This window comes from Kitasatospora sp. NPDC032150 (assembly GCF_055579945.1).
Map to the genome: position 1 here is coordinate 61066 of NZ_JBVIMH010000027.1, position 18672 is coordinate 79737.

Below are 18672 nucleotides of genomic sequence, written 5' to 3' on the forward strand. Positions count from 1 at the left end.
GCGATGGACGAACAGCTGCTCTTCGAGACGGTACGGCGGCACATCGTCGCGGTGGTGCCCGAGATCGACCCGGCCGAGGTCACCCCCGAGGTGTCGATGGCCGATCTCGGCTGCAACAGCATCGACCGGGCCGAGGTGGTCACCCTGGTCCTGGAGGAACTGGGCATCGACGTCCCGGTGCCCGAGTTCCACGGCCTGCCGCACATCGGCGCCCTGGTCGAGCTGCTCCGGGCACACCGCCCGTGAAGCCCGCCGTCATCACCGGCATGGCGGTGCGCACCGCCCTCGCCACCGACCTGGCCGGCTTCACCGAGGCGCTGCGGGCCGGGCGCAGCGGCATCACCCGGCTGCCGTCCGCCCAGGCCGGCCAGAGCACCGTCGCCGCCCGGCTGACGACCCCGGACCTGCCGGTGGAACTCGACGCGCTGCCCGGCCTCGTGCCGGGGTGGCGCGCCAGGGCGGTGCGGACGGCGGCCCGGGCACCGATGGGGGTGCGGACGGCGTTGCTCACCGCACTCGCCGCCTGGCAGCAGGCCGGCCTGGGCACCGGCGGCCCGCCACCGGAGCGGATCGGCCTGGTGGTGGCCGGCCACAACCTCACCGCCGGCTACGCCGAGAGCCTGTACCCGAGACTGCGGCGCGGCCGCTCCCACGTCCCGGCCCGGGCGGCGCTGCACCTGCTGGACAGCGACCACCTGGGCGTGTTGAGCGAGGTGCTGGGCATCACCGGTGAGGGCTGCACCGTCGGCGGAGCCTCGGCCAGCGGCAACGTCGGCATCATCACCGCGGCACGGCTGCTCGCGCTGGACGCGGTCGACGCCTGCCTGGTGGTCGGCGCCTGCGCCGAACTCTCCGAGCTGGAACGGCAGGCGCTGTTCAACCTGGGTGCGATGGCCGACGGCAGGGCCCGCGAGGACCCGGCCGAGGTCTGCCGGCCCTTCGACGCGGAGCGCGCCGGCTTCGTGCTCGGACAGGGCTGCGGCGCACTGGTGCTGGAGAGCACGGAGTCGGTCCGGCGGCGCGGTGCGCGGCCGCTCGCCCGGCTGGCCGGCTACGGGATCGGGCTGGACGGCAACAGCCAGGCCGACCCCGACCGGCACGGTGAGAGCGCGGTGATGACCGCCGCCCTGCGAACGGCCGGCCTCGAACCCGAGCAGGTCGGTTACGTCAACGCGCACGGCACCGCCTCCGAACTGGGCGACCGCATCGAGGCCGAGGCGCTGCGCGCGGTGTTCGGAGAGCGGCCCGACGGGCCGTGGATCAACGCCACCAAGGCGCTGACCGGCCACACCCTGCACGCCGCCGGCGTGATCGAGGCGGTGGCCACCGTGCTCCAGATACGGGCGGGCTTCGTCCACCCGAACGTCAACCTGTACCGGCCCGTCGACGCCGGACTGCGGTTCGCCGGGCGCTCGGCGCAGCACGCCGCCATCCGGTACGCGCTCTCCAACGGCTTCGGCTTCGGGGGCATCGAGACCAGCATCCTGCTGGCCGGCTGCTGAGGCCGACCGGCGGAGGAGAGGATTGAGGAGCACCGTGACCGGACCGTGGACGGCGGGCGGGCCAGGGGCCCCCGACGCCGGCACCCGGCTGTTCTGCTTCGCGCACGCCGGCGGCGGACCCGCCGGATTCCGCTCCTGGCAGCGGAAACTGGGACCTGACCTGGACGTCGCGCCGATCCTGCTGCCCGGCCGGGAGAGCCGCTCCCGCGAGCGGCCGCTGCGCCGGGTGGCCGACGTGGTCGGCCGGCTCTGCGACGGGCTGCTTCCGCTGCTGGACCGGCCCTTCGCGCTGTTCGGGCACAGCCTGGGCGCCGTGCTCGCGTACGAGACGGCCCGGGAACTCGGCGCCCGGGGCTGGGGGGAGCCGCGGCAGCTGTTCGTCTCGGCCCGCCGCGCCCCGCACCTGCCGGCCCGGCTGGATCCGCTGCACCGGCTGCCGGAGGAGCAGTTCCTCACCGCCGTCGGACGGATGGGCGGCACCCCGCCCGAGGTGCTGTCCCATCCCGGGCTGCTGCGGGCCTTCGGCCCTCTCCTGCGGGCGGACTTCGAGCTGAACGAGACGTATGTCCCGCTGTCCGGTGGCCTGTTGGGCTGCCCGGTGTCCGCCGTGGTGGGCCGCGCCGACCCGCAGGTGGGCGCGGACGAGATGGCCGGCTGGCGGGACACCACCAGAGGACCGTTCGAGCTGCGGGTGCTGGACGGCGACCACTTCTACCTGAGACAGGACCCGCGTGAGCTGCTCGCGCTGGTCCGTGACCGGCTGGGTGTGCCCGCACACCCCTAGGACCTGTCGTCAAACCCCCTTCTGCTCGGCGAACGAAGGGGGTTTGGCGACAGGACCTGGGCCCGGCCGATCCTGCCGGGCCGGGCCGGCACCACCCGGTCAACCGCACATCCCTGTCAGCACCACCGACCACGAAGGAGTCACCATGTCGGAGCTGGACCTGTCGGCCTGTCACCCGATCTTCGTCCGCCAGATCGAGTGCCTGGAGACCAAGGACATCGCCGCGCTGATCGAGACCTACCACCCGGACGCGGTGGTGGTCCGGTTCCAGGGCATCCTGAACGGCATCAAGGAGATCGGTGAGACCTTCGGCCGGTACATGGACATCGACGCCCGCTACGAGCGGCTGCTGGAGTACACCCACAGCGAGGACACCATCTTCGTGCGCGCCGTGATGAGCGTGCGCGGCGAACGCGAGCTCGGCTTCGGCGCATACGTCCTCAAGGACGGCCTGGTCTGGCGCCACGTCGCGGGGATCGAGGGCGGAATGCGCGACTGGTTCGCGGACAACGGCTCTGCGGGGCATGCTGGTTGAGCGCACGGCACCCGGCACGGGTGCGCCCGCGACATCAGGTCAAGGAGAGGACTACCCATGAGCACGAACGCCACCGGTACGCGCACGCTCAAGAGTTGGGAGGAGCAGGACTTCACCGAGGCCGACGGCCGCAAGCTGACCAGGTCGGCCGTCGAGTACTCCTACAGCGGCGACATCGAGGGCCAGGGGGTGCAGGAGTACGTGATGTTCTACCGGTCCGAGACGTCGACGACCTTCGTCGGCCTGGAGCAGATCACGGGTCGGCTCGGCGGCCGCTCGGGCAGCTTCGTGCTCCAGCACACCGGAGAGCTGACCGGCACGACCGCCGAGGTCACCTGGACGGTGGTGCCCGGTTCCGGAACCGGCGAGCTGGCCGGCCTCACCGGCAGCGGCGGCTTCACCGCCACGCACGAGGAGGCCGGCAACGCGACCTACCGGCTCGACTACGACTTCCGGTAGAGCGTGCCTGCCACCAGCACAAAGTTGAGCAGACGCGTCACCGGACGGCGGTGAGGATGGCTGCCGGGCAACCCGCCCGGCAGCCGCCCGTCGGACGAACAGGACGCGACCCTTGGACACCACGAGCCCGTCGTCGTACCCCATCCCGCGAACCTGCCCGATGGATCCGGCGCCCGACTACCACCGGCTGCGCGAGCAGCCGATCACCAGGGCCACCCTGGACTTCGACGGCAACGAGGTGTGGCTGGTCACCCGGCACGCCGACGCCTGCGCGGTACTGGCGGACCCGAGGTTCAGCTCGGACTTCTCCCGTGAGGGGTTCCCGGCCCGGATGACCGTACGGCCGCCCGGCCCGGGAACCTTCATCCGGATGGATCCGCCGGACCACGGGCGGCTCCGGCGCACCGTAGTGGGCGAGTTCCGGCTCAAGCGGCTGGAGCGGCTGAGGCCCGCGATCCAGGGGATCGTGGACGGGCTGGTCGACGAGATGCTCGCCGCGGGGCCCACCGCCGACCTGGTCCAGGCCCTCGCCCTGCCGCTGCCCACCCTGGTGATCTGCGAACTCCTCGGAGTCCCCTACCAGGACCGGGAGTTCTTCCAGAGCTGCACCCAGGTGATCGGCGACCAGCAGGCCCCGCCGGCCCGCCGCGAGGTCGTCCGCGACGAACTGCGCGGCTATCTGGACCGCCTGGTGACCAGCAAGCAGCAGGAGCCCGCCGACGACCTGCTCAGCCGGGCCGCGGCCCGGATGGCCGAGGACGGCATCGACCACGACGAACTGGTCGGTATCGCCACCCTGTTGATGATCGCCGGCTTCGAGACCATCGCCAACCAGATCGGCATCGGCACGCTCACCCTGCTCCAGCACCCCGAGCAGCTCGCCGCGCTTCGCGCCGACCCGGACCTGCTGCCGGCCGCGGTGGAGGAACTGCTGCGCCACCAGACGGTCATCGACTACGGCCTGCGCCGCGCGGCGCTGGAGGACGTCGAGATCGGCGGACGGACCGTCAAGGCCGGTGAGGGCGTGGTCGTGGTGCTCTCCTCGGCCAACCGGGACGAGAGCGTCTTCCCGGACCCCGACCGGCTGGACCTCACCCGCGCGGGCAACGAGCACCTGGCCTTCGGCTTCGGACTCCACCAGTGCCTGGGCCAGCTGCTGGCGCGGCTGCAGCTCCAGGTGCTCTGGTCCACCCTGTTCACCAGGGTGCCCACGCTGCGGCTGGCCGTCCCGCTGGCCGAAGTGCCCTTCCGCACCGACATGTTCGTCCACGGCGTGCACGCGCTGCCGGTCACCTGGTGACCGCACCCATCGCCGCGACCACCACCCGCAACGGAGCACCGCCGACCAACGAAAGGAGCCGGAGTGACCCGGCCTGACTCGGACCTGGGCCCTGCCGACCCGTACCAGGAGACCCCGCGGCAGTTCCCGTTCCCCATCCTGTCGGCCCTCGACCCGTCGCCGGAGTACGCCCGGCTGCGGGCCGAGCAGCCTGCCGTCCGGGTGACCCTGCCCAGCGGCGACCAGGCCTGGATCGTGACCCGCTACGAGGACGTCCGGACGGTCTTCAGCGACCCGCGGTTCAGCCGGCGGGCCGCCACCCGGCCCGGGGCGCCGCGGTTCATGCCCGGCGTCGAGGGCGATCCGGAGTCGATCGTCAGCAAGGACGCGCCCGACCACACCCGGCTGCGCAAGCTGGTCGCCCCGGCCTTCACCGCCCGCCGTATCGAGGGGATGCGCCCGGGTGTCCAGCGCACCGTCGACCGGCTGCTGGACGCCATGGCGGACGGCGGCACCGAGGCGGACGTGGTCTCGGGTCTGGCCGGGCCGCTGCCCATCACCACCATCTGCGACCTGCTCGGCGTGCCGCAGCACGACCAGGCGCGCTTCCGGGAGTGGTCCGACCTGATGTTCCGGACCTCCCCGGACGCCCTGGAGGCCGCGGTCGCCGCGCGCAACGCGCTGATCGGCTACCTGGCCGGCATGGTCGAGCAGCGCCGGGCCGACCCCACCGACGACCTGCTCGGCGTGCTGATCGCGGCCCGCGACAACGAGGATCGGCTCACCGAGCGCGAGTTGATCTCCTTCGCCGGCGGGCTGATCGTGGCCGGCTACGAGACCACCGCCAACCGCCTGGCCAACGCCGTCCTGGTGCTGCTGCGCAACCCCGGGCAGCTGGCACTGCTGCGGGCCGAGCCGGAACGCATCGGCGACGCGGTCGAGGAACTGTTGCGCTACATCCCCGGCGGCGCGGCCGGCGGACTGATCCGGGTCGCCACCGAGGACGTCAAGATCGGCGGGGAGGCGATCCGGGCCGGCGAGGGCGTCATCGCCGTCACCAACTCGGCCAACCGCGACGCCGAGGTCTGGGACGCCCCGGACACCTTCGACATCACCCGCAAGCCGGGCGCCCACACCAGCTTCGGACACGGCATCCACCACTGCGTGGGAGCCCAACTCGCCAGGCTGGAGATGCAGATCGGCATCGCCTCGCTGACCCGCCGGTTCCCCGGATTGCGGCTGGCGGTGCCCGAGACCGAGCTGGTGTGGAAGAAGAACGTGGTCATCCACAGCCTGGAGGCCCTCCCGATCACCTGGTGAGGCACCGCACGACGATGGAGCGGGCCGGGGAGACTCCCCGGCCCGCCCGGTCGTACCGGATCCGACCCGGCCTCAGCCGGCCGAGCGCCGGGTGAAGAACCACTCGTGGCCCTCGAGGTCCTCCACCTTGCAGACCCGCATGCCCTGCGGGGTGTCGGTCGGCGGGAACACCGGCTTGGCGCCAGCCGCCTCGGCCCGCGCGAACTGGGCGTCGACGTCCGGCACTTCCACCGAGACCATCGCGCTGCGGTACCCGGTGTTCGCCGGCGCACGGTAGTCACCGCCCGGTCCGGCCAGGAACACCGGGTCGCCGGCCGGGGTCAGCATCTCCGCGTGGAACACGGACCCGTCGGGGTTGGCGAACCGCTCCCGCTCGGTGAACCCGAACGCCTCGGTCAGCCACTCCAGGGCCCGTGCCACGTCCTCGTACTTCGTGTATGGGATAGCAGCCATGGGACGACCCTAGGGACCGCGGGCCGCCGTGCCTGGCCAAGATTGCGCATCCGGCCCGCCGATGCGGAGCCGTACGCCGCCATGCGCATCCGGCCAGGTGACCGTCGCTCAGCCGACCACCAGCTCGAAGCCGACCGACAGCCGGCCGCCGAACCGCTCGCCGGTGGCCCGGAACAGGCCGGTCAGCGGGGTGCGCACGTCCACCGCCCGCCCGCCGCCCAGCGCGGCCAGATAGCTGCCGTGGGCCTCCAGCGAGGCCACCGCCTTGTCCACCGAGTCCGTGACGTCGACGGCGTGCGTCGGCGCCGGGGAGCTCGCCATCGCCGCGTACCGCACCCCGCCCCATGGCTCGCCGGCCTCCGGGAAGATCCAGCGGTTCCCCGCGTCGCCGACCGCGTCCAGCAACGCCAGCCCGCAGTTGCGGTGGTCCGGGGTGTTCCACTTGCCCGTGTACGTGTTCTCCCGGTGGTTGTAGCCCACCACCAGCTCCGGCCGGTGCCGGCGGATCGCCGCCGCGATGTCCCGGCGCAGCGCCGGGCCGTACTCCACCGTGCCGTCCCGGTGGTCGAGGAACTCCACGCTGTCCACCCCGACCACCTCGGCGCTGCGGCGCTGCTCCTCCTCCCGTACCCCGGCCGCCTCGGTCGGGGCCATCGAGTCGATGCCGGCCTCGCCCCGGGTCAGCAGCAGGTAGGCCACCCGCTTGCCGGCCGCCGTCCAGGCGGCGACCGCGCCGGCCGAGCCGAACTCCAGGTCGTCCGGGTGCGCGACCACGCACAGCACCCGCTCGAAGTCGCTTGGCAGTTCTGTCAGTTGATTGCCCATGTGGTCAGGCTGGCAGCTGCGGTCCGGCACGTATGCTCACTGCTGAGCGCAGGCGGTGCCCGGGATGCTCAAAGCTGCGCAGATCCCACCAGCTTCAGGTGGATACGTTCCTCGCGCCGTCACGGTCCATGAGTCGCGGCCGGGGAACAGAGGAGGATCCATGACTGATTCAGGGCGCGCGGTGTCGAGAAGGACACTGCTGCGAGCCGCGGCGGGCATCTCGGCGGGTGCCGCGGGAGCCGCGCTGCTCACCGCCTGCGGATCGGACGCGAAGCCCGTCGCGGCGAGCAGTGCGAGTGCCACACCGAGGAAGGGCGGCCGGATGCGGGCGGCGTTCATCGGCGGCAGCAACGAGACCGGCGACGTGACGAAGGCCGCCAACACGCCGATCGACTACGTCCGTGCCCGGGTCGTCTACGACGAGCTGTGCGTCATCGGCCCCGACGGCCGCACCCAGATGCAGCTCGCCGAGAGCGTCGAGCCCAACGCCGACGGCACCGCCTGGACCCTCCGGGTGCGCGACGGAGTCCACTTCACCGACGGCCGCAGACTCACCGCCGCCGACGTGCTGTTCACCCTGCGCACCTACCTGGACGCCAAGGCCAACCAGTCCCCGCTGCTCGCCGACATCGACCTCGCGGGCGCCCAGCGCAAGGACGACCGCACCCTCCTGCTGCCGATGAAGCGTCCGAACGGCTGCCTGGACCTGATCCTCACCCAGGGAATCTTCGTCATCCCGGACGGCACCAAGGACTTCACCGCGGTGCCCGGCAGCGGCCCGTACATCCTGACCCAGCACAAGGTCGGCCAGGGCGCGCTGCTCAAGCGCAACCCCGACTACTGGGGGCCGGACGGCCCCTACCTGGACGAGCTGGAACTGGTCTCCATCGCCGACGGCACGGCCCGGCTGAACGCGCTCAAGGCCGGTCAGGTCGACTACGCCGCGAGCATCTCGCTGGTGGCCGGCAAGGCCGAACGGGCCAACGGCAAACTGCAGTTGATCACCCCGCCGAAGTGGGAGTGGCCCAACTTCGGCGCGATGCTCAAGCGCAGCCAGGCACCGTTCACCGACCCGCGGGTGGCCCAGGCGCTCAAGTACGCGGTCGACCGGCAGCAGATGGTCGACCGGGTCACCCTCGGCTTCGGCGAGGTGGCCAACGACCTGTTCGGCAAGCACCTCCCGTTCTACGCCGACGACCTGCCGCAGACCCAGTACGACCCGGAGCGGGCGAAGCAGCTGCTGGCCGGGGCGGGCGCCGGCAACCTCTCGCTGACCATCCGCACCAGCGACTACGAGTACGGTCTGACCGAGGGCGCGGTCGTCCTCGCCGAGCAGGCGAAGAAGGCCGGCATCACCATCAACCTGGACAAGGTGCCGGCCGGCGACTTCTTCGCCGACCCCAAGGTCTTCATCGGCGCCAAGTTCCAGTCCGCCAACCGCAAACCCCGGCCGCTGCCGCTGGACGTGCTGTTCTTCTACGGCAGCGACGCGCTGCTGCCGTTCACCGGGCTGGCCGGCCCGAAGGTGGACGACCTGGTGACCAAGGTCCGCTCCGCCGTCACCGACGAGCAGCGGCGCAGCTCGCTCGCCGACATCCAGCAGCTGCTCCACGAGGAGGGCGGCGACCTGGTGTGGGCGAAGGCGCCGGTGCTCGCCGCGGCCTCGCCGCGGGTACAGGGCGTCAAGTCGCTCGGCTACCCGACCTTCCCCAGCTTCAAGGACGCCTACCTCGCATGACGGCCACCCATCCGACGGCGACCGCCACCGCGACCGCGGGTGGCGGCCGGTGGACGCCGTGGCGGTTCGTGCTGCGCCGGCTGCTGTCCGGCGCTCTGGTGCTGCTGGCGGTCTCGGCGATCGTCTTCGCGGCCACCGAGGCCGCCGCCGGCGACGCCGCGTCGGTCTCCCTCGGCGGGGAGGCCGACCCGGCCGCCATCGCCAACCGCCGGGCCGAACTGGGCCTGGACCGGCCCGCGTTGGTCCGCTACGGCGGGTGGCTGCTCGGCGTTCTTCACGGCGACCTGGGGCGCTCCTACGTCTCCGGCACACCCGTCGCCGACCTGCTCTGGGCACGGGCCGGGAACTCGCTGGTGCTCGCCGGGGTCACGGTCGCCCTGCTGATACCCGTCTCGCTCGGTCTCGGGGTCTGGGCGGGCCTGCGGGCCGGCGGCCTCGCCGACCGGGTCATCGCACTGGTCACCCTGAGCCTGGTGTCGTTGCCGGAGTTCGTCACCGGGACGGTCCTGGTGCTGCTGCTCGCGGTCGAGCTGGACTGGCTGCCGGCCGTCTCGGTGCTCGGCCCTGACCAGCAACTGGCCGACCGGCCGCAGATCCTGGTGCTGCCGGTGGCGACCCTGCTGGTGGCGTGCATCGCCCACAACGCCAGGCTGGTGCGCGCGGGCGTGGTTGCGGTGAGCGCGGGCGACGCGGTGGCCACGGCGCGGCTCAACGGTGTACCCGAGCACCGGGTGGTGCTGCGGTACGTGCTGCCGGCCGCGATCCCGCCGGTGATCCCGCTGCTGGCGCGGTACCTGTCGCTGCTCGTCGGCGGTGCCCTGGTGGCCGAGACGCTGTTCGGCTACCCCGGGCTGGCCTCGATGTTGGTGCAGGCGTCCGCCGGGCGGGACGTGCCCACCGTGCAGGCGGCCGCGCTGACCGTCGCCGCGGTGACCGTACTGGTGAACCTGCTCGGCGATCTGCTGGGCGTACTGGTCGACCCCCTGAGGAGAATGCCGCAGTGAAGGCCACCGACGCCGTGCAGCCCCCGACCCGGTCCGGCCGTCGCAGGCCGGTGGCCGCGGTGGTCCTCGTCCTGCTGGTGCTGCTGACGCTGTGCGGGCCGTGGCTGGCTCCCGAGAACCCGCTGGTGGGCGTCGGAGTGCCGTTCGCCCCGGCCGACGGCGCCCATCTGCTGGGCACCGACCACCTCGGGGCCGATGTTCTCAGCCGGGTGCTGGCCGGCGGCCGGACCTTGGTCCTGCTCTCCGTGGTGATCCTGGCGGCCGCCTACCTGCTGGGCACCGCGGCCGGGATGCTCGCCGCCTTCCGCGGCGGCTGGGTGGCCACCCTGACGATGCGGTCGGCGGACGTGCTGATGGGCCTGCCGCCGCTGGTGCTGATCGCGGTGATCGCGACCGGTACCGGACCCGGCGTGACCGGGGTGGCGATCTCGGTGGTCGCGGTGATGCTGCCGGACATCACCCGGGTCGTCCGGGCCGCCACCGTCCAGATCCTGGCCCACGACTACGTCGAGGTCGCGGTGGCCCGCGGTGAGTCCACCGCCGCCGTGCTCTTCCGCGAGGTGCTGCCGAACCTGGTGCTGACGCTGGCCGCCGACGCGTCGGTGCGCTTCGCCGGCGCCGCCTACGCGGTCGCCACCGCCGGCTTCCTGGGACTCGGGGCGCAGCCGCCCACGCCCGACTGGGGTCTGATGATCATGGAGAACCAGGGCGGTCTGAGTCTCCAGCCCCTCGCCGTGCTGGCACCCGCGGCGATGCTGCTGGTTCTGCTGCTGGCCGCCGGGCGGCTGGCCGACAGCCTCGGCCTCGCGGAGCGCGCGCCCCGGCGCGCGCTCCGCACCGCGGTGCGGAAGCCGGCACCCGGGCGGGCCGCGCCAACCGGGCGCGGTGCGGCCCCGGACACCGTGGCGGCCGTCCGCGATCTGCGCCTGCGGGTCACCGAGTCCGGCCGGGAGACCGTCCGGGGCATCGATCTGACCGTCCGTCAGGGAACGGTGGTGGCCCTGATCGGCGACTCCGGTAGCGGCAAGACCAGCACCGCGCTGGCCCTGCTCGGCCACACCGCCCCAGGCCTGGAGCGCGTCGCCGGAACGGCGCACCTCTTCGGTACCGTGCTGGACGGGCTGTCGCGCCGCGAACTGGCCCGCCACCGCGCGCGGACCGTCGGGTACGTCGCCCAGGACCCCAGGACCTCGCTGCCGATGAACCTCTGCGTGGCGGAGCAGATCACCGAGCAACTGCGCGCGGCCGGTGTGCCCGCCGCCGAACGGCGCCCGCGCGCCGAGGAGGCGCTGCGCCGGGTCGCCCTCCCGTACGATGCGGCCTTCCTCGCCAGGCGCCCGTTCCAGCTCTCCGGCGGCCAGCTCCAGCGGCTCGCCGTGGCGGTCGCGTTGGCCCGCGACCCGCGCCTGCTGGTGCTGGACGAGCCCACCAGTGCGCTGGATCCGGAGAACACCGCCAGGCTACTGGTCGAGGTGGTCGAACTCTGCCGCAAGGCCGGGACCGCGGTGCTGCTGATCTCGCACGACCTCGCCGCGGTGGCCCGCAGCGCCGACACGGTGGTGATGGTGCGCGAGGGACGGGTGATGCGGACGGGTCCGGCGGCCGAGGTGCTGGCCGAGACCGGGCCGGCCGGACGGGGTCCGGCCGAGCCGGGCACCACCGGTGTGGACGAGGAGAAGGCCGGACCAGTGGAGCCGGTGCCCGGTCTGCTGGCGGCGGAACCGGCCGGTGCCGCCCGCCTGTCGGTGGCCGGACTCACGGTGGAGCGGCCGGGGGCCGGGCAGGTCCTCGCCGGGGTGGAGCTGAGCGTTCCGGCCGGCGGCCGGCTCTGCGTCGTCGGCCCCTCCGGCAGCGGCAAGAGCACCCTGCTGCGGGCGATGGCCGGGCTGGTGCAGCCGACCGAGGGCCAAGTCGCCCTGGCCGGCCAGGTGTTGGCAGCCAGCGTGGGGGAGCGTACGGCACTCCAGCGCCGGAGGCTCCAGCTGGTCCCGCAGAACCCGTACGACTCGCTCAACCCGCGGCACACCGTGGCCCGGATCGTGGGGCGCCCGATGCGGCAGTTCGCCCTGGTGCCGCCCGACCGGGTTGCCGAAGAGACACTGGATCTGGTCCGCCGGATCGGTCTGGCGGAAAGTCATCTATCCTGTAGGCCAGTGGCGTTGTCGGGGGGTGAGCGTCAACGAGTAGCGCTGGCACGGGCGTTGGCGGCTCGGCCGGACGTCCTGCTTTGCGACGAGATCACCAGCGCGCTGGACCGCTCCACCGCACTGGCCGTGCTGCAGGTGCTCGACCGGATCAGCCAGGAGCTCGGCGTCGCCCTGGTGGTGGTGACCCATGACCATCTGGTGGTGGAGCAACTCGGCGGCGAACTCGCGGAGGTGGCCCACGGCCGCCTGGTGCACACCGTGGTGACCGGGCCGGCCTGACCGGCCCGGGTGGTGCCACACAGTGGGGGGAGAGGAGGTCAGAAGGCGGTGCTGAGTCCCATGCGCTCGTCGATGTAGTCGGCCAGGCTCGCCTCATTGCGGATCGTGATCCAGCCCCGGCTGGACTCCAGCAGGCCGGCCTCCCGGAACCGCTTGAGGAAGAAGCCCACCCGGGACCGGGTCGTCCCGACCATCTCGGCGAGTTCCTCCTGGGTGAGCCGGGCGCCGATGGTGGACCCGCTCTGGTGGATCTGGCCGAAACGATGCGACAGCTGGAGTAATCTAGCAGCCAGCCGCAATTCGCTCTCCATCGTTACCAGATTGACGATTATCCGTTGCTGTTCGGAGAGCCGGCTGGTGAGGTGCTCCGCGAATCCCTCGAAGAGGTCCTCCTCCTCGAGAATTGTCAGGAGACGCCGGCGCGGGATTTTCGTGATTTCGGTGTCGGCCATCGCTATGGCGGTTTCGACACGACATGGATCCGTCATGCAGAGTTCGCCGAAGATATCCCCGGTGATGTAGAGGTCGAGCAGACATCGCTTGCCGCTGGACGTTACCATCACCGTTTTGACCTGCCCGGACTTGATCAGATAGACGCTGCGGTCCCGCTCGGTGCAGTTGTAGATGTGGTCCCCCCGCGAGACGGTGACGGTCGGCATGATGCGGTCTTCGGATCGAATACGGTCGACGATGCGGTCGGTGAAATTCAGGACGTCTTGCAATTGATTCATAAGAAACGCGGGGCGTGCGCACTGAAAGGCGGCGGCGGAGGCCGCGGCCAGTGCGCCCCCTCCTCCCCCCTGTGTCTACGAAGGTATAATGTAGAGATTAGGACATGTGAAACATTTGTCAAGGGTCGAATCGTTGATCGATTGTGGCCGTAAGTGGCTGGTTTTATACCCCCTGGATTTGGGTTTGTCGAGGATTGCCGCGGCATCGGCCTTCGGTTCGGAGTGATCGGAGCCGAAGCGCGTCGGCCGGTGCCGGTACGGGTGGCCGAGGAACGGACCGGATGCGGCCTCCGGGGCGCCGCGTACGACCTAGGGGGGCCGGCCTGCGGCCCCGCTCGATCGTCAACTCCAGTGCGATCAGAACAAGTTGTCCAGGTCGAGACCGGGTAGGACGATCTCGGCGCCCGCGACGCCGGGGAGGAGCTGCTCGGCCCAGATGATCTTGCCGTCGGGGGTGTACCGGGTACCCCAGCGCTCGGCGAGCTGGGCGATGAGAAACAGCCCGCGGCCGCCTTCGTCCTCGGCGGCCGCGTAGCGCAGATGGGGTGCGGTGCTGCTGGTGTCGGAGACTTCGCAGATCAGGGTGCGGTCGTAGAGCATCCGCACCGTGATCGGTGGAGTTCCGTAGCGGATGGCGTTGGTGATCAGCTCGCTGAGCACCAGTTCGGTGACGAACGCGGCCTCGTCCAGGTCCCACCGGGTCAGCTGCCGGGTGACCTCGGCCCGTACCCCGGCCACCGCCGACGGGTCGGAGGGTACGTCCCACTCGGCGATCCGCTCGGGGTCCAGCAGCCGGGTGCGGGCGACGAGCAGGGCGATGTCGTCGGTCTGACGTGCGGGCAGCAGCGCGTCGAGGACCGCGTCGCAGGTCTCCTGCGGGGTGCGGCCGGGGTGGGCCAGCGTGTCGGTGAGGATCTCCAGGCCGGTGCTGATGTCGCGGGTGCGGTCCTCGACCAGGCCGTCGGTGTAGAGCACCAGGCTGCTGCCCTCGGGCAGGGCCAGCTCGACCGCCTCGAAGGGCAGGCTGCCCAGGCCGAGCGGTGGTCCCGCGGGGAGTTCGAGGAACTCCGTGCTGCCGTCGGGGTGGACCAGGGCGGGCAGCGGGTGGCCCGCCCGGGCCAGAGCGCACCGGCCGGTGGTGGGGTCGTAGATGGCGTACACGCAGGTGGCGCCGGTGATCGCGGTCTCCCCCTCCGCGGAGGCGGCCTCCTGGTCGATCCGGGTGACGAGTTCGTCCAGATGGCCGAGGAGTTCGTCCGGCGGCAGGTCGAGGGTGGAGAAGTTCTGCACGGCGGTGCGCAGCCGCCCCATGGTCGCGGCGGCGTGCAGACCGTGCCCCACCACGTCGCCGACCACCAGGGCGACCCGGGTGCCGGGCAGCGGGATGACGTCGAACCAGTCGCCGCCGACGCCGGCCTGGGCCGGCAGGTAGCGGTAGGCGATCTCCAGGGCGTTCTGCTCGGGCAGGCCGCGCGGCAGCAGACTGTGCTGCAGGGTGACGGCCATGGCGTGCTCGCGGGTGAAGCGGCGGGCGTTGTCGATGGACACGGCGGCGCGGGCCGCCAGCTCCTCGGCCAGCGACAGGTCGTCCTCGTCGAAGGGCTCGCTCCCCTCGCGGCGCCAGAAGTTGGCGATCCCCATCAGCACCCCCCGGGCCCGCAGCGGGACGGTGATCAGTGAGCGCAGGCCGTGGTCCAGCATCACCTGGGCACGGTCGCCGCCCGGCGTCTGCGCGTCGAGGGACGCCCGCAGGTCCGGCACCAGCACCGGGCGGCCGGTGACGAAGCCGACCGCCATCGGGGTGGCCGGCGGGTAGCGGTGCACCCCGCCCTGCCGGTACAGCGGGTGGTCGTCCCGGACACCGGCGAGGGCCACCCGCCGCAGCTCCGGCGCCTCGTCGTAGACGCCGGTCGGCGGCTCCTCGCCGCGCAGGACGGACTCGGCGAGGTCGACGGTGACATGGTCGGCGAACCGGCCGATCGCCACCTGGGCGAGCTCCTCGGCGGTGCGCTGGACGTCGAGGGTGGTGCCGATGGCGACGCTCGCGTCGTACAGCAGCCGCAGCCGGCTCTGGGCCACCTCGGCCTTCCCCGCGAGGGCGCGCAGCTCGGTGGAGTCCCGCAGGGTGGCGACGCTGCTGGGAGGCCCGCCGACCCGCTCGATGGGCCGGTTGTTCACCGCCAGCAGCCGGTCTCCGAGTGGTAGCACCTCGTCGGTGGCGACCCGGCGCGAGCCCAGTAGCTCGGCCATCCGGGGGTCCAGGCCGAGCCCGTCGACGAGCCGGCCCTCCGACTCCGGGGGCAGGCCGAGCAGGCGGCGCGCCTCGTCGTTGACCAGCAGGACCCGGCCATCGCCGCCGACGATGACCACACCCTCGCGCACCGCGTGCAGTACCGCGTCGTGGTGTTCGTACATCCGGGTCATCTCGGCCGGGCCGAGGCCGTGCGTCTGCCGCCGTAGCCGGCCGGTCACCAGCGCCGTACCGGCCGTCGCCAGCGCCAGCGCGGCCGCGCCGGCGCCGAGGATGACCGGCAGCTGACGGTTGATCACACCGCTCACCTGGCTGACCGTGAGCCCGGACGACACCAGGCCCACCACCGTCCCGCTGGCATCGGTCACCGGGACCACCGCCTGCACGTCCTGGCCGCTCACGCCGCTGACGGTCTCCACGGTGATGCCGCCGGCCAGTGAGGGGCCGATGGTGCCGATGAACTTCTTCCCGATCTCCTCCGGCCTGGGGGCGGTGTAGCGGATGCCGTCCCGGTTCATCACCACGACGAAGTCGACTCCGCTCTGCATCTGGGCGGCCTGGGCGTAGGGCTGGAGGTGCGCGGCGGGGTCGGGGCCCTTCAGGATGTCCGCCAGGGTCGGGCCCTGGGCGAAGGTCGCGGCGACGGCGAGCGAACGGCTGCGGGCTGACTGGAACCTGTCGGTCCGTGCCTTGAGCACCAGCGTGGTCACCGCGGACACCACGAGCAGCAGCACGATCAGCACCTGCAGCAGGAACATCTGCCCGGCGACGCTGCGGATGCTCGCCATCGACCGCAGACGCCTCACTGACGGCTCCCTCCGAAGTGGGCACGGCTGTCGCCGCCCGCGGCGGCCACCCGGTCGGCGCTGGGGGCAGCCGAAGGCAGCGGCCCAGAACTCGGGCCATATGCCTGTTTTAGCCCGATTCTGCTTCGAGTGCTGACGCGCCACGCCTGCGGGAGTGCGCCGGTCGGGCCGGTCCGGAGCGGCCGGGCCGCCGGGGAACGGCCGTCCGGCGGTCGATCACGTGGCGGGCACATCCCACCGGGAACTGGGCCGTTCGAGGGGTTCTCGGCCCGGTGCGGCGCGTTCTCCCGTCTGCCCGGGCCGCCCTGGAGGCCGGCTCGACCGGCTCCGCCGCACAGGGTCCTGCCGTGATGGTGCACGTGCCCTGTGCGGGAGGAGGGTCGGCGGCACGGCGGCGCGGTCCGGTCAGCAGGACGAGGGCGTCTCCGGGCTCACCCGCGGCGCGTCGATCAACGGCCAGCCCCGGGAGCGTGCATGCCGGGTGAGTTCCGGATCGGGGGCGATCACCCGGGGGTTGCCCACCACGGTGAGGGTGCCGAGCCCGCTGGAACGGTGGCCGTAGGCGAAGCAGCGTGAGGCGTCCAGTCCGAGCCTGGCCATGGTCTCCACGACGATCTGCAGTTTGGCGCTGTCGAGGCTGCTCGGCTGGTTGATGTCCTCCGGGGTGCGGGCGCTTCTGGCGTAGACCACCAGATCCATCCGCAGTCGGAGCTGGTAGGGGTGCGGCGGGATGCCGTCGTCAGGGAGCACGAGGATCAGCAGGTCTCCGGCACGTCTGTGCGTCTCGACCGCGCTGACCACCGCGCCGGCCACGGATCTGCAGCAGGAACCCAGGTCGAAAAAGGCAGCGCGGCGTAATTCCGTCTCCATGGCCCCCGTCCATCCTGTTCGCCTGAGCGCGCGTGTCCGGCGGTTGACTTCACCGACTCATTGACACCAACAGTCACTTCTGTCGGACCGACCGTAGCGTACGAGGTCATTGGCCAGCCATGGGCCGGATCCTCAGAGAATCCCCGGTCGCGAATTGGCTGAAAGGCTTATGTCGTGCTCATGAAAACCGTCGAATCTTGAATAGTAAATAGGTGGAAAGGTTAATAAATCGGACACTGGTGCCGTAGGGCTCGACTTGGGCGGACGGGAAGATTGACAGAACTGTTTGACAAGAATTGACAGCCGCTGTTGAATCTTGTCGACAGGTTGCCTAGGGGAGGAACGCCATGACCGGGGGAGAGTCCAGCACGGTCGGGATCATCCTGGCCGGAGGGCGCGGGGAGCGGGCCAAGCCCCTCACCCTGGAGTCCGCCGACTACATCCGCAGCAAGGCCCTGCTCCCGTTCGCCGGCCGCCGGCTGATCGAGTGGGTGGTCGACGCCTGCCGGGAGCAGGGCATCCGCCGTTTCCACGTGGTCGCGCAGGGCCTGGAGAACCGGAGCCAGATCAAGCTGGTGCTCGGCCACGGCGAGCGCTACGGCGTCGACGTCCGCTACTCGCGGTCGAGCTTCGACCGCTACAACGTCGGCTCCGGTGCGGCCACGCTGCACAACCTGGAGCAGTGGGACCTCGCCGAGCGGGCGCTGGTCCTGCCGGTCGACTCCGTCTTCGACTTCTCGCTGGCCGGTCTGGAGGCCGCGCACGACGCGGCCGACGCGGTGGTGACCGTGGCTTCGGTGGCCCGCAGCCCGCGGGAGGTCGCCGGGAAGTACGGCGCCATCCAGACCGGGGCGGACGGTCTGGTCACCGGCTTCGTCGAGAAGCCCGCGCTCGACCGGCTGCACGGCTTGTTCCCGGGCGCGGCCGACGGCGAGGCCGTGATCCCGACCAACGCCGGGATGTACCTGGTCGACTGCGCCCGGCTGCGCCGGGCCGCCCGGGAGCCGGCGCTGATGCGCCAGGCCCAGCGGCGGCTGGACTGGGGCGGTGAACTGCTGCCCTGGCTGGTGCGCCACGGACACCGGGTGGCCGCGCACCGGATCGGCCGCCTCGGCGACCTGGGCAACGTCGAGGACTACCTGGTGACCCTGCGCGACGTCCTGTCGGGCGACTACCTGGGGATGAACCAGCTGATGCCGCGGCCGCAGAGCGATGATCCGCGGTACTGGATCCACGAGTCGAGCCTGGCGGCCCGGGACGACCTCACGGGCACCACCCTGGCCGACAAGATCGCCGAGGGCAGTGTGCAGATCGGCCCCGGGGTCCGGATCGGACGGCACGTCAGCATCGGCGCCGACGTCCGCCTGGAGTACACCGACATCGGCGACGGCGCCGAGGTGTGCGAGGGCGCCAGGCTCAGCGGCGCCTCCTGCGGCGACTCGGCGGTGATCGGGCCGTACGCCGAGATCAGCGACAGTTACGTCGGGCCGATGGCGGAGATCCGCTCGGCCCGGGTGCGGCCGGCCCGGCTGGACGGCTACTCGGCGGTCGGCGACGGTGCGCGGGTCTTCGCCGGCGCCCGGCTCTCCGGGGTCAGCGTCTACCCCCGGCTCAACGTCCCGGCGATCGCCGGTCTTCCGGCCGGGACCACTCTCACCAGCTCCGACGACATTCTCCGCTGGGTCTGAC

16 protein-coding genes are annotated in these 18672 nt (G+C 71.9%); 11 read left to right on the top strand and 5 right to left on the bottom strand.

Going from position 1 to position 18672, the window contains the following annotated elements:
* The first annotated feature begins 3 nt into the window (after positions 1-3).
* The 7 genes from ACZ5ON_RS26710 to ACZ5ON_RS26740 all read left to right on the top strand — a co-directional run bounded on the left by ACZ5ON_RS26710 (position 4) and on the right by ACZ5ON_RS26740 (position 5879).
* Positions 4-246 (top strand): phosphopantetheine-binding protein, encoded by a 243-nt coding sequence (locus tag ACZ5ON_RS26710; RefSeq protein ID WP_465597769.1) that lies wholly within the window; start codon positions 4-6, stop codon positions 244-246.
* The gene (locus tag ACZ5ON_RS26715; protein ID WP_465597772.1) at positions 243-1502 is read left to right on the top strand and encodes a beta-ketoacyl synthase N-terminal-like domain-containing protein; all 1260 of its coding nucleotides are present in this window, start codon (positions 243-245) and stop codon (positions 1500-1502) included. The genes ACZ5ON_RS26710 and ACZ5ON_RS26715 overlap by 4 nt, the downstream gene beginning before the upstream one ends.
* A 34-nt stretch (positions 1503-1536) precedes the next feature.
* Positions 1537-2286: a thioesterase II family protein gene (locus tag ACZ5ON_RS26720; protein ID WP_465597775.1), complete on the top strand. Its 750-nt coding sequence runs from the start codon at positions 1537-1539 to the stop codon at positions 2284-2286.
* Positions 2287-2431: 145 nt separating this feature from the next.
* Positions 2432-2821, top strand: coding sequence for a nuclear transport factor 2 family protein (locus ACZ5ON_RS26725; RefSeq protein ID WP_344639758.1), 390 nt, complete (start codon positions 2432-2434; stop codon positions 2819-2821).
* A 57-nt stretch (positions 2822-2878) separates the two neighbouring features.
* Positions 2879-3280 carry a DUF3224 domain-containing protein gene (locus ACZ5ON_RS26730; RefSeq protein WP_465597778.1) on the top strand — a complete coding sequence of 134 codons (402 nt, stop codon included), beginning with the start codon at positions 2879-2881 and terminating at the stop codon, positions 3278-3280.
* Positions 3281-3392: 112 nt separating this feature from the next.
* Positions 3393-4580 carry a cytochrome P450 gene (locus ACZ5ON_RS26735; RefSeq protein ID WP_465597781.1) on the top strand — a complete coding sequence of 396 codons (1188 nt, stop codon included), beginning with the start codon at positions 3393-3395 and terminating at the stop codon, positions 4578-4580.
* A gap of 63 nt (positions 4581-4643) precedes the next feature.
* A complete protein-coding gene (locus ACZ5ON_RS26740; RefSeq protein WP_465597784.1) occupies positions 4644-5879 on the top strand; it encodes a cytochrome P450 in 1236 nt (411 codons plus the stop codon).
* 72 nt (positions 5880-5951) lie between these two features.
* Here the strand turns inward: ACZ5ON_RS26740 and ACZ5ON_RS26745 are convergent, their stop codons facing one another.
* Positions 5952-6332, bottom strand: a complete 381-nt coding sequence (locus ACZ5ON_RS26745) for a VOC family protein (RefSeq protein WP_465597787.1) — start codon at positions 6330-6332, stop codon at positions 5952-5954.
* Between the two features lie 108 nt (positions 6333-6440).
* Entirely contained in the window at positions 6441-7157 is a 717-nt protein-coding gene (locus ACZ5ON_RS26750) for a PIG-L deacetylase family protein (RefSeq protein WP_465597790.1), read from the bottom strand.
* 160 nt (positions 7158-7317) lie between these two features.
* On the opposite strand from ACZ5ON_RS26750, the gene ACZ5ON_RS26755 reads away from it, so the two are divergent.
* The 3 genes from ACZ5ON_RS26755 to ACZ5ON_RS26765 are packed head-to-tail and all read left to right on the top strand — an operon-like array spanning position 7318 to position 12325.
* Entirely contained in the window at positions 7318-8895 is a 1578-nt protein-coding gene (locus ACZ5ON_RS26755; RefSeq protein WP_465597793.1) for an ABC transporter substrate-binding protein, read from the top strand.
* On the top strand, positions 8892-9899 hold the full coding sequence (locus ACZ5ON_RS26760; protein ID WP_465597796.1) for an ABC transporter permease: 1008 nt from the start codon (positions 8892-8894) through the stop codon (positions 9897-9899). Before ACZ5ON_RS26755 ends, ACZ5ON_RS26760 begins: the two co-directional genes overlap by 4 nt.
* Entirely contained in the window at positions 9896-12325 is a 2430-nt protein-coding gene (locus ACZ5ON_RS26765; RefSeq protein WP_465597799.1) for an ABC transporter ATP-binding protein/permease, read from the top strand. Before ACZ5ON_RS26760 ends, ACZ5ON_RS26765 begins: the two co-directional genes overlap by 4 nt.
* Positions 12326-12363: 38 nt before the next feature.
* Here the strand turns inward: ACZ5ON_RS26765 and ACZ5ON_RS26770 are convergent, their stop codons facing one another.
* From ACZ5ON_RS26770 to ACZ5ON_RS26780, 3 genes are all read right to left on the bottom strand, one after another.
* Positions 12364-13047, bottom strand: a complete 684-nt coding sequence (locus tag ACZ5ON_RS26770) for a Crp/Fnr family transcriptional regulator (protein ID WP_465597802.1) — start codon at positions 13045-13047, stop codon at positions 12364-12366.
* A 366-nt stretch (positions 13048-13413) separates the two neighbouring features.
* Complete coding sequence (locus ACZ5ON_RS26775; protein ID WP_465597856.1) at positions 13414-16095, bottom strand: SpoIIE family protein phosphatase; 2682 nt, start codon at positions 16093-16095, stop codon at positions 13414-13416.
* A 423-nt stretch (positions 16096-16518) separates the two neighbouring features.
* Positions 16519-16983 (bottom strand): HAD family hydrolase, encoded by a 465-nt coding sequence (locus ACZ5ON_RS26780; RefSeq protein WP_465597805.1) that lies wholly within the window; start codon positions 16981-16983, stop codon positions 16519-16521.
* Positions 16984-17330: 347 nt separating this feature from the next.
* Between ACZ5ON_RS26780 and ACZ5ON_RS26785 the strand changes: the two genes are divergently transcribed.
* A complete protein-coding gene (locus tag ACZ5ON_RS26785) occupies positions 17331-18671 on the top strand; it encodes a sugar phosphate nucleotidyltransferase (protein WP_465597808.1) in 1341 nt (446 codons plus the stop codon).
* Position 18672 lies beyond the last annotated feature (1 nt).

What these genes read in the sequence shown, in the direction of transcription:
- ACZ5ON_RS26710 (WP_465597769.1), top strand. Translation starts at nt 4, where the DNA reads ATGGACGAACAGCTGCTCTTCGAGACGGTACGGCGGCACATCGTCGCG.
- ACZ5ON_RS26725 (WP_344639758.1), top strand. Translation starts at nt 2,432, where the DNA reads ATGTCGGAGCTGGACCTGTCGGCCTGTCACCCGATCTTCGTCCGCCAG.
- ACZ5ON_RS26730 (WP_465597778.1), top strand. Translation starts at nt 2,879, where the DNA reads ATGAGCACGAACGCCACCGGTACGCGCACGCTCAAGAGTTGGGAGGAG.
- ACZ5ON_RS26745 (WP_465597787.1), bottom strand. Translation starts at nt 6,332, where the DNA reads ATGGCTGCTATCCCATACACGAAGTACGAGGACGTGGCACGGGCCCTG.
- ACZ5ON_RS26750 (WP_465597790.1), bottom strand. Translation starts at nt 7,157, where the DNA reads ATGGGCAATCAACTGACAGAACTGCCAAGCGACTTCGAGCGGGTGCTG.
- ACZ5ON_RS26755 (WP_465597793.1), top strand. Translation starts at nt 7,318, where the DNA reads ATGACTGATTCAGGGCGCGCGGTGTCGAGAAGGACACTGCTGCGAGCC.
- ACZ5ON_RS26760 (WP_465597796.1), top strand. Translation starts at nt 8,892, where the DNA reads ATGACGGCCACCCATCCGACGGCGACCGCCACCGCGACCGCGGGTGGC.
- ACZ5ON_RS26775 (WP_465597856.1), bottom strand. Translation starts at nt 16,095, where the DNA reads ATGGCGAGCATCCGCAGCGTCGCCGGGCAGATGTTCCTGCTGCAGGTG.
- ACZ5ON_RS26780 (WP_465597805.1), bottom strand. Translation starts at nt 16,983, where the DNA reads ATGGAGACGGAATTACGCCGCGCTGCCTTTTTCGACCTGGGTTCCTGC.
- ACZ5ON_RS26785 (WP_465597808.1), top strand. Translation starts at nt 17,331, where the DNA reads ATGACCGGGGGAGAGTCCAGCACGGTCGGGATCATCCTGGCCGGAGGG.